Annotated in this window: 7 protein-coding genes; 3 read left to right on the top strand and 4 right to left on the bottom strand. The window is 71.3% G+C overall.

Annotated elements, in window-relative coordinates; translation table 11 throughout:
* Window positions 1–75: 75 nt before the first annotated feature.
* Together def and recR are read right to left on the bottom strand one after the other, a co-directional pair.
* Window positions 76–591, bottom strand: a complete 516-nt coding sequence (gene def, locus MFF54_RS10620; RefSeq protein WP_238302723.1) for a peptide deformylase — start codon at window positions 589–591, stop codon at window positions 76–78.
* 91 nt (window positions 592–682) lie between these two features.
* Window positions 683–1,288, bottom strand: coding sequence for a recombination mediator RecR (gene recR, locus MFF54_RS10615; RefSeq protein WP_238302722.1), 606 nt, complete (start codon window positions 1,286–1,288; stop codon window positions 683–685).
* A gap of 407 nt (window positions 1,289–1,695) precedes the next feature.
* Here recR and MFF54_RS10610 point away from each other — a divergent pair, with 407 nt between their 5' ends.
* Window positions 1,696–3,315, top strand: a complete 1,620-nt coding sequence (locus MFF54_RS10610) for a phosphoenolpyruvate carboxykinase (protein WP_238302721.1) — start codon at window positions 1,696–1,698, stop codon at window positions 3,313–3,315.
* Window positions 3,316–3,589: 274 nt separating this feature from the next.
* Here the strand turns inward: MFF54_RS10610 and MFF54_RS10605 are convergent, their stop codons facing one another.
* Both MFF54_RS10605 and MFF54_RS10600 read right to left on the bottom strand, forming a co-directional pair.
* On the bottom strand, window positions 3,590–6,106 hold the full coding sequence (locus tag MFF54_RS10605; RefSeq protein WP_238302720.1) for a PBP1A family penicillin-binding protein: 2,517 nt from the start codon (window positions 6,104–6,106) through the stop codon (window positions 3,590–3,592).
* Window positions 6,107–6,300: 194 nt separating this feature from the next.
* On the bottom strand, window positions 6,301–6,966 hold the full coding sequence (locus MFF54_RS10600; protein ID WP_238302719.1) for an HdeD family acid-resistance protein: 666 nt from the start codon (window positions 6,964–6,966) through the stop codon (window positions 6,301–6,303).
* A gap of 189 nt (window positions 6,967–7,155) precedes the next feature.
* Between MFF54_RS10600 and MFF54_RS10595 the strand changes: the two genes are divergently transcribed.
* Both MFF54_RS10595 and MFF54_RS10590 read left to right on the top strand, forming a co-directional pair.
* A complete protein-coding gene (locus MFF54_RS10595; protein ID WP_238302718.1) occupies window positions 7,156–8,364 on the top strand; it encodes an HlyD family secretion protein in 1,209 nt (402 codons plus the stop codon).
* On the top strand, window positions 8,361–9,939 hold a 1,579-nt coding region (locus MFF54_RS10590), incomplete at its 3' end, for a DHA2 family efflux MFS transporter permease subunit (RefSeq protein WP_238302717.1). The genes MFF54_RS10595 and MFF54_RS10590, both read left to right, overlap by 4 nt.

The raw sequence follows: 9,939 nt of genomic DNA, 5'->3' as shown, positions 1-9,939 counted from the left end.
TCCTCCGCCAGCCGCGCCAGCGTCGGCACCGCGAAGTCCGGAGTGCCCATGAAGACGACGCGCATCCCCGGGGCCTCAGGCCGCGTCGCGCTTGGCCGCCTTGGCGAACTTCTTCATCACCCGGTCGCGCTTCAGCTTCGAGATGTGGTCGATGAACAGCACGCCGTTGAGATGGTCGATCTCGTGCTGCAGGCAGGTGGCGAGCAGGCCGTCGGCCTCGATCTCCTGCTCCTTCCCGTCGAGATCGCGGAAGCGCACGCGCACCCGGTCGGGTCGCGTCACCTCGGCGTAGTAGTCCGGGATCGACAGGCAGCCCTCGTCGTAGCCGCGCGTCTCCTCGGATTCCCAGGTGACCACCGGATCGAGGAAGACCTGCGGGCGGCGCACGCCCTCCTCCTTCGAGGTGTCGATGGTGACGATCCGCTTCTGCACGCCGATCTGGATCCCGGCGAGCCCGACGCCCGGCGCGTCGTACATCGTCTCCAGCATGTCGTCGGCGAGCTTGCGGATCTCGCTGGTGACGGGGCCGACCGGCTCGGAGATGAGGCGCAGGCGCGAATCCGGCAGGATGACGAGGGGAAGGATGGCCATGGCTCGATCGGGACGGGGCGCGCGGGCGTCTGAGGAAGCGCTTCGAATAGGGTGGGGCGCAGTGCCGGTCAAATGAAGGGCGCCGACGCGCTCAGAACGCCGTGCGGCTGCGGATGGCCGCCATCAGCGTGCCCTCGTCCAGATAATCGAGCTCGCCGCCCACCGGCACGCCGTGGGCGAGGCGGGTGACCTTCAGGTTTAGATGGCGGATCGACTCGGTGACGTAGTGGGCCGTGGTCTGTCCGTCGACCGTGGCGTTGAGCGCCAGGATGATCTCCTTGACGGCCGGCTCGCTCGCCCGCTCGACCAGGCTCGCGATGTTGAGGTGCTCCGGCCGCACGCCGTCGAGCGCCGAGAGCACGCCGCCGAGCACGTGGTAGCGCGCCGCGACCGCGCCCGAGCGCTCCAGCGCCCAGAGGTCGGAAACGTCCTCCACCACCACCAGCGTCGAGGGGTCGCGGGCGGCGTCGCGGCAGATCGTGCAGGGATCGCTGGTGTCGACGTTGCCGCAGGACTGGCAGACCACGATGCGCTCGGCCGCCACGCGCATGGCGTCGGCGAGCGGGCCCAGCAGCGTGTCGCGCTTCTTGATGAGCTGCAACGCGGCGCGGCGGGCCGAGCGCGGCCCAAGCCCCGGCATCCGGGCGAGAAGCTGGATCAGGCGCTCGATCTCCGGACCGGCGACGGCTTGCGGCATCGGGTACTCTCGTGTCGGGGCAGGTCGTTCCGGGGAGCGGCGCGCCCGCCATAGCGGGGCAGGGGGACGGCCGAAAGGGTGTTGCGCCGGGTTACAATATAGGGGTTCCGTCGCGCCCGTGCCCGCCCATGCGACGACTGTTCAGGATACCGTCAGGCGGTCGGCCCCAGTCACGCGCGGCGGCCCGGCCCCTGCCGGTCGCGCTCGGGACTTCGGATGGCCCGCGGGGCGGATCTACGTCCAAAGTTCAGATTGACCGGGCGGCCCGCGCCGCCCGACCAAGGCAGGGTCTGGAGCGGAGAACCAGCGTGCGGCGGTCCTGAACGACCGCACGGACGCTCCTAGCGATCCTGGGAGATCCCCAGGACTGCGACAACGGCGCGAACAGGGGCTCGGGAGAGACGATCGTGACGCATATCGGTGAGTTCAACGCGGGCCACGGCGCCGAGGCCATCGGCTTCCGCGCGCTGAAGGCCGTCCACTGGAACCTCGAGGCCCCCCGGCTCTACGAGGAGGCCCTGTCGCGCAAGGAGGGGCAGCTCGCCCGGGGCGGCGCCCTGGTGGCGACCACGGGCAGCCATACGGGCCGTTCCCCCAAGGACAAGTTCGTGGTGCGGGACGCCGCCACCGAGACCGAGATCTGGTGGGACAACAACGGCGCGATCACGCCGGAACAGTTCGAGACCCTCTACCAGGACTTCCTGACGCATGCCGAGGGCAAGGAACTCTTCGCCCAGGACCTCTACGGCGGCGCCGACCCGGCCCACCGGGTCAAGGCCCGGGTCTTCACCGAGTTCGCGTGGCACTCGCTGTTCATCCGCAACCTGCTGATCCGGCCGGACCGCTCCGAGATCGCGGGCTACGTGCCCGATATGACGATCATCGACCTGCCGAGCTTCCAGGCGGATCCCGCCCGGCACGGCTGCCGCTCGAAGACGGTCATCGCCATCGACTTCACCCGCAAGATCGTGCTGATCGGCGGCTCGGCCTACGCGGGCGAGATGAAGAAGTCGGTCTTCACCTACCTCAACTACATCCTGCCCGGTCGCGGCGTGATGCCGATGCACTGCTCAGCCAACGCCGCGCTCGACGCGGAGGGCGGCTCGGCGATCTTCTTCGGCCTGTCGGGCACCGGCAAGACCACGCTATCGAACGATTCCTCGCGCCAGCTGCTGGGCGACGACGAGCACGGCTGGTCGAACGAGGGCATCTTCAACTTCGAGGGCGGCTGCTACGCCAAGACCATCCGGCTCTCGCGCAACGCCGAGCCCGAGATCTACGCCACTACCGAGCGCTTCGGCACGGTGATGGAGAACGTGGTGATCGACCCGCTCACCCGTGTGCCGGACTTCGACGACGCCTCGCTGACCGAGAACACCCGCTGCGCCTACCCGCTCGACTTCATCGCGAACGCGAGCGCCACGGGCCGGGCCGGGCATCCGAAGAACATCGTGATGCTGACCTGCGACGCCTTCGGGGTGATGCCGCCGATCGCCAAGCTCACGGGCGCCGAGGCGATGTACCACTTCCTCTCGGGCTACACCGCGAAGGTGGCGGGCACCGAGCGCGGCCTGACCGGGCCGGAGGCGACCTTCTCGACCTGCTTCGGCGCACCCTTCATGCCGCGGCACCCGAGCACCTACGGCAACCTGCTGCGCGACCTCATCGCCAAGCACAGCGTCGATTGCTGGCTCGTCAACACCGGCTGGACCGGCGGCGGCGTCGGCACCGGCCGCCGCATGCCGATCCGCGTCACCCGCCGCCTGCTGAGTGCGGCGCTCGACGGCTCGCTCGCCCAGGCCGAGTTCCGCCGCGACCCGTATTTCGGCTTCGCGGTGCCGGTCTCGGTCCCGGGCGTCGAGCCCCACATCCTGACCCCGGTGAAGACCTGGGCCAACAAGGGCGCCTTCGTGGAGACGGCGGCGCGGCTCGTGGCGATGTTCGACGAGAACTTCAAGCGCTTCGAGAGCCACGTCGACGCCGACGTGCGGCAGGCCGGACCGTCCGCGCAAGCGATCGCGGCGTGATGTGAGAGGGAGCCGCACAGGCGGCTCCGGTTTGAGAGGAGCCTTCCTCGCCGCCGGCGGGGAGGGCTTTTTCGTACCCGCAACGCTCTCCCTCCCCCCTCTGCGGGGGAGGGTGGGCCGGCCGTGAGGCCGGGTCGGGAGAGGGGAGCAACGGTGCAGACGAAGGCTCTGACCTTCACACCCGCTCAGCCTTTTCCTGAAACTGGGGTCCCCTCTCCCGACCCGCTTCGCGGGCCACCCTCCCCCGCAGTGGGGGGAGGGAGAGCGTCGGCCCTCAGCGCTCGCGCCCCCACAACCCCACGCGCTCGGAGCGGGCCTGCTCCTCGGCGGCCAGGAGATCCTGGGGGGCGTCCTCGCTCGCGCGCGCCCCGCCGGCGGCCAGGATCAGGGCGGCGAGGTCGTCCCCGTCGATGCGGCAGCGCATGCCGTCGCTCTCGGGCGCGCAGGACACCTCCCGGCGGCGCAGGTACCGGGCGAGCTGGCGGGCGAGTGCGCCGCCCTGGCCCTCGACGCCGGCGAGCCGCACGACACGGCCGCGGAACGCGAGCGTGCCGGTGTCGATCACCTCCGGCACGCCGCGCGCCTCAGGCCCCGCCGGGATCGCGGCGGGCGGGACCGGAGCCGAAGGCGCCGGGGCGGGCGCGGGTGCCGGGGCGGGCGCCGGCTCCGCGCGGGCGGCCGAGGGGCGCTTGCGGCCCTTGGCGAGCTGGGCGGAGGCCCGCTGCACGAAGTCCCGGAACATCGCGGCCGGCAGGTCGCCGCCGCCGACCCGGTTCATCGAGGAATTGTCGTCGTTGCCGACCCAGATGCCCACGACCATCTCGGGCGTCACGCCGATGAACCACGCGTCCCGGTAATCCTGGGTCGTGCCGGTCTTGCCGCCGACCGCGAGGCCCGGCACCCGCGCGGCCTTGCCGGTGCCGGAATCGACCACCGCCTGCAGCGAGTCGAGCATCATCGTGCGGCTGTCGCCGGGCAGGCCCCGGTTCGCGGCCTGGTCCGGGTGCAGGTAGATCGGCTGCGGCTGGCCGCCCCGGATCGCGTGGACCGCGTAGGTCTCGAGCGGCGTGCGGTTGGCGAGCACGCCCGCGTAGGCGCGGGTCATCTCGAGGAGCGTCACCTCGGCGGAGCCGAGCGCGAGGCTCGGCACGTTCGGCAGCTCCGAGGTTACGCCGAGGGATTTCGCCGTCGCGATCACCGCCGGGATGCCGAGCTCGTCGCCGAGCTGGGCCGCGATGGTGTTGACCGAGAGCGCGAAGGCGCTGCGGAGCGGCAGCGCGCCGCGGAAGCGGTTGTTGGAATTCTGCGGCTCCCAATCGCCGATCTGGACCGGGCGGTCGACCAGCACCGAGTCCGGGCTCAGCCCCTGCTCGTAGGCCGTGAGGTAGACGAAGAGCTTGAACAGCGAGCCGGCCTGGCGCTTGGCCTGGACCGCCCGGTTGAACTGGCTGTCCTCGTAGTCGCGCCCGCCGACCATCGCCAGGATCGCGCCCTGGGGCGAGAGCGCCACGAGGGCGGCTTGGCCGACCTTCTTCTTCGCCCCCTCCGCGTCGAGGCGGCGGGCGATCACGCCCTCGGCGAGGCTCTGCAGGTCGAGATTCAAGGTCGAGCGCACCGTGAGGTCGCCCCCCGTGTCGGTCAGGCGCTTGGCGTCCGCCTGCACCATGTCGAGGAAGTAGTTGGTGCCGGGCGGCGTCTCGGGCGGCGTGCGCAGCGTCACGGTCTTGGCGCGGGCCGCGTCCGCCTCCTTGGTGGAGATGGCGCCGGTCTCGACCATGGCCTGGAGCACCACGTCGGCCCGCTCCTTGGCGCCGCCGAAGTTGCGGGTGGGGGCGAGCTGCGAGGGCGCGCGCACGAGGCCCGCCAGCATCGCGGCCTCCGGCAGGGTGAGCTGCTTGGCGGGCTTGCCGAAATAGCGCCGGGCCGCCGCGTCCGCCCCGTAGGCTCCCGCGCCGAAATAGGCGGTGTTGAGGTATCCGACCAGGATGTCGCTCTTCGACAATTCGCTCTCGGCCCGGAGCGCCAGGAAGGCCTCCTGGATCTTGCGCCGGAGCGTCTTCTCCTGGGAGAGCGAGGTCAGGCGGACATATTGCTGGGTGATGGTCGAGCCGCCCTCGCGCACGCCGCCACCGGTCGTGTTGCGCCACGCGGCCCGCAGGAGTCCGCGCAGGTCCACGCCCCAGTGGCTGTAGAAGCGCCGGTCCTCGATGGCGATGATGGCCTGGGCCAGCGTCGGCGGCAGGTCGGCGGCGGTGAGCCGCTCGCCCCGGAAGGCGCCGCGGGTGGCGAAGACGCGCCCGTCATCGGCCTCGACGGTGAGCGCGCGGCTGCCCGGATCGTTCGAGACGGAGCCCAGCGGCGGCAGGGTCAGGAAAGCGGCCAGCACGTAGAGCAGCAGGGCGCCAAGCGGCAGCAAGAGGGCGAGCGCCAGGATCGCGCGGGTGCGGGGCCGGACGGTCCGGCGCGGCGCGGGTCCCTGCCCGGGCGCGGGGGCGGCCGCCGGGGGGGCGCCGTCCGGCGCTGCATCTGCCGCGGAGGCGCGCCGGGCCTTGAGCCGCCCGGCGACGCTGCCGAGGCCCGCGGCGGCACTCCCGAGGCCTGCGGCGCTCTGCGCACCGAGCCGCGTCCCGCCGCGGACGGCCGCGCGGGCGGCGCCCGCGCCGAGGATGCCGAGCTGGCGCGCGAGGGTGCGGGCGGCCGAGGCCGCCTCGCGGGCCGCCGCGCGGGTATCGGGTTCGGGCCGCGGGTCCGGCGCGCCGGGGCCCGGGCGTTCCGGATCGGGAGGGCTCATCGTATCCGTCGCCAGCGGCCGGGCCGCCTGTCACGCTTATCCACGGCCGTTCTTAGACGAATCCCGCACGGGCCCGCTACGGCGTGAAAGCCTCACCGCGGATCCGGTTGAGGGGCGGCCCCCTCTGCTCTCTCCCTCCCGCTCCGCGAGGGTGGGAGATCCGCAAGTCCTGCCATGAACATGGGCCCCCTGCCTCAGGACCGCGCCAGCGGCGCCGGCCGGCCCGCCGCCTCGTGGCGTCCCCGCAGCCGGAAGGCGAGGATCACGAGCAGCACCCCGAAGGCCACGGCGTAGCCGCCGAGCCACCATGTCAGCACCAGCGCGGACATGCCGGGATTGATCAAGAGCGCGAGCCCGAACAGCACCGAGACGACCCCGCCGAGCACCAGCCACCAGCGCCCGTAATGCAGGTGGAGCCGGAAGGCCGCCGCGATCATCAGTCCGCCCGAGACGAGCGCCCAGATCGAGACCAGGAGCACGAAGGCCCAGACCGCCGCCGCCGGCATCAGGAAGGCCGTCACGCCGACCAGGATGTCGATGAGGCCCTCGAACAGCAGGAAGCCCCAGCGCTCGTGCCGCTGCGCCGCCCGCACCGCCGCGACGATGCCGAAGATCCCGTCGACCAGCATGTAGGCCGCGAAGAACAGGACCAGGGAGAGCACGAAGGCGGCCGGCGCCACGAGGGCGGCGATCCCGAACAGGATGGCGAAGACGCCCCGCAGGGCGACGAGCCACCAGTTGCGGGCCAGCACCGTGCTCATCGCGTCGAGGCGAGCCGGGCCGGTGAGGGGGATGCCGGATGGGCTCATCCCTCCGGCCGAGGGAGATGTCCCTCCGGAGGCGTCGGACGTTCCAGCCATGTCATGGTCCTCCGGCAGCGTGCGGCGCGGCCCCCGCATTGCTGCCGCAACGCAGCGTGGGGAGCGGCGTTCCGTGCGACGCGACGGCACCGGATGGAACTTTGGTGTCATTCGTACCTTTGGGGTTCGAGGCGGGTTCAACCGAGGTCCGGCGTTTAAGCCCCGGTCCTTCTCTGGCACTTTCTTCCCATGCTTGACGATCAGCGGCAGGCCGCGCCCGCCGACGCGTCCGCGCGCCGGTCCGAGGCGGACGACGCGCGCGACATCCTCGATCTCCAGCCGACGGGCCGCGAACCCGGCGATGCGGACCGCGACACCGCGCCGGAGGCTCAGGACCGGGACACGGGCGACGCGGACGAGGACCGGCGCCCGAGCGTGCTGCGGCGCCACCCCTGGTGGTTCGCGCTCGGCGGCCTCGCGGTGCTGGCGCTCGGCGTCGCGACGTTCTTCTACTGGCAGATCGCCCTGCACCCCTACGAGACCACCGACGACGCCTTCGTGGACGCGCGCAGCTTCACGGTCGCGCCGAAGGTCGGCGGCTACGTCGTGGCGGTGGCGGTCACCGACAACCAGCACGTGAAACCCGGCGATACGCTCTTCCAGATCGACCCGCGCGATTACCGCGTCGCACTGGAGCAGGCCGAGGCGCAGGTGCAGGCGGCCCATGCCGCGATCCAGAACATCGACGCGCAGATCGAGGCCCAGCGGGCGCAGATCGAGGTGGCCAGGGCCCAGGTCGACACCGCCCAGGCGGCCCTCAAGTTCGCCGAGGAGGATGCCGCCCGCTACAAGACGCTCGCCGAGCGCGGAGCCGGCACCATCCAGCAATCGCAATCCTCGACCTCGACCCTGCAGCAGCGCCAGGCCTCGCTGACGAGCGCCAACGCGAACGTGGTGGCGGCCCAGAAGCAGATCGGCTCGCTCCAGGCGCAGCGCGCCAGCGCCGAGGCGCAGCTCGCCCAGGCGAAGGCCCAGCGCGACCAGGCCCAGCTCAACCTCGGCTACACGACGGTGACGGCGGCCCAGGCCGGCCGCGTCGTGCGCCTCACCGGCGGCGTCGGGGAATACGCGCAGGCCGGGCAGAGCCTCGCGATGTTCGTGCCCGACGAGATCTGGGTCACCGCGAACTACAAGGAGACGCAGGTCACCGACATGCGCCCGGGCCAGCCCGTCGACGTCACGATCGACGCCTATCCGGATCGCAGGATCACGGGCCGGATCGCCTCGGTGCAGCCGGGCTCCGGCACAGCCTTCAGCCTGCTGCCGGCGCAGAACGCCACTGGCAACTACGTGAAGGTGACGCAGCGCATCCCCGTGAAGATCGTGGTCGACGCGTGGCCGACCGACGTCTCGATCGGCCCGGGCATGTCGGTGGTGCCCCGGGCGCACGTGCGGTGAGCTCGGCGGCTGCCAAGGCCCCAGGGGGGCACAATCCTTGGGCGATCGCCCTCGTGGTGGCGCTCGCCACCTTCATGGAGGTCCTCGACACCACGATCGCCAACGTGGCGCTCCGCTACATCTCGGGCGGCCTCGCGGTCGGGCCCGACGAGGCGGCCTGGGTGGTGACGAGCTATCTCGTGGCCAACGCCATCACGCTGATCGCGTCGAGCTTCCTCGCCAAGCGCTACGGGCGGAAGGCCTTCTTCCTGTGGAGCGTGGCGCTGTTCACGCTCGCCTCGGTCCTGTGCGGCTTCGCCTGGAGCCTCGAATCGCTGCTGCTGTTCCGGGTGCTCCAGGGGCTCGGCGGCGGCGGCATGGCGCCGCTCGCGCAGTCGATCCTGGCCGATTCCTTCCCGCCCGCGAAGCGCGGCCAGGCCTTCGCCCTCTACGGCGTCGCCATCGTGGTGGCGCCGGTGATCGGCCCGACGCTCGGCGGCTGGCTCTCCGACAACGCCTCCTGGCACTGGTGCTTCCTGATCAACGGGCCGATCGGGCTGATCGCGCTGGGGCTAATGTACTGGCTGATCGAGGACAGCGAGGCGGCCAAGCGCGAGCGGCGGGACCTGCGGAAGAAGGGCGTGCGCTTCGACCTTGTCGGCTTCCTGCTGGTCGCGACCTTCCTCGGTTCTCTGGAGGTCGTCCTCGACGAGGGCCAGCGCAAGGACTGGTTCGGGACCTCGACCCTGATGAACGTCTTCGGCGTCCTCACGGTGGTCTCGTTCTGCGCCATGATCCCGTGGCTGCTGACCCGGAAGAACCCGGTCATCGACCTGCGCCTGCTCAACAGCCGCCAGTTCGGCTCCTGCTTCGTGGTGATGCTGTTCACCGGCGCGGTGCTGATCGCCACCACGCAGTTCATCCCGCAGATCACGCAGGAATATTACGGCTACACCGCCACCCTGTCGGGGCTGGTGCTCGGCCCCGGCGGCCTCGTCACGGTGGCGATGATGGCGCTGGTCGGGCGGCTCTCGTCCTTCGTGCAGCCGAAATGGCTGATCGCGACGGGCGGGGCGATCGTGGCCGCCGGGATGTACGACCTCACCCGGATCTACGGCGACACCACCTTCTGGTTCTTCGCGTGGTCGCGGATCTACATCGGCATCGGCCTGCCGATGATCTTCCTCTCGGTGACTTCGGCCTCCTACGAGGGCCTGCCGAAGGACCGGACCGACCAGGCCTCGGCGCTCATCAACGTGGCGCGCAACGTCGGCGGGTCGCTCGGCGTGTCGCTCGCCCAGAACATCCTGGCCTATCGCAGCCAGTTCCATCAGAGCCGGCTGGTGGAATCGGTCGATCCGTCGAGCCCGGCCTACCAGCAGACCCTGGCGCAGGCGACGCGCTACTTCCAGCAGCACGGCTACGCGGGGCCGGACGCGCAGAACCAGGCCATCGCCTGGATCGGCAGCCAGCTCTCCACGCAGGTGGCGTACTGGGCCTATATCGACGTGTTCTGGGTGCTCGGCGCGATGACCGCCTGCCTCGTGCCGCTGGCGCTCATCCTCAAGGACGTGAAGCTCGGCGGGGGTGCGCCGG

The organism is Methylobacterium gregans (genome assembly GCF_022179245.1).
In the GTDB taxonomy this organism is placed as follows: Bacteria; Pseudomonadota; Alphaproteobacteria; order Rhizobiales; family Beijerinckiaceae; genus Methylobacterium; species Methylobacterium gregans.
This window is presented reverse-complemented; position numbering and strand designations above follow the sequence as displayed.

Coding starts and splice junctions, on each gene's coding strand:
- def (WP_238302723.1), bottom strand. CDS start 591: ATGGCCATCCTTCCCCTCGTCATCCTGCCGGATTCGCGCCTGCGCCTC.
- recR (WP_238302722.1), bottom strand. CDS start 1,288: ATGCCGCAAGCCGTCGCCGGTCCGGAGATCGAGCGCCTGATCCAGCTT.
- MFF54_RS10605 (WP_238302720.1), bottom strand. CDS start 6,106: ATGAGCCCTCCCGATCCGGAACGCCCGGGCCCCGGCGCGCCGGACCCG.
- MFF54_RS10600 (WP_238302719.1), bottom strand. CDS start 6,966: ATGGCTGGAACGTCCGACGCCTCCGGAGGGACATCTCCCTCGGCCGGA.
- MFF54_RS10595 (WP_238302718.1), top strand. CDS start 7,156: ATGCTTGACGATCAGCGGCAGGCCGCGCCCGCCGACGCGTCCGCGCGC.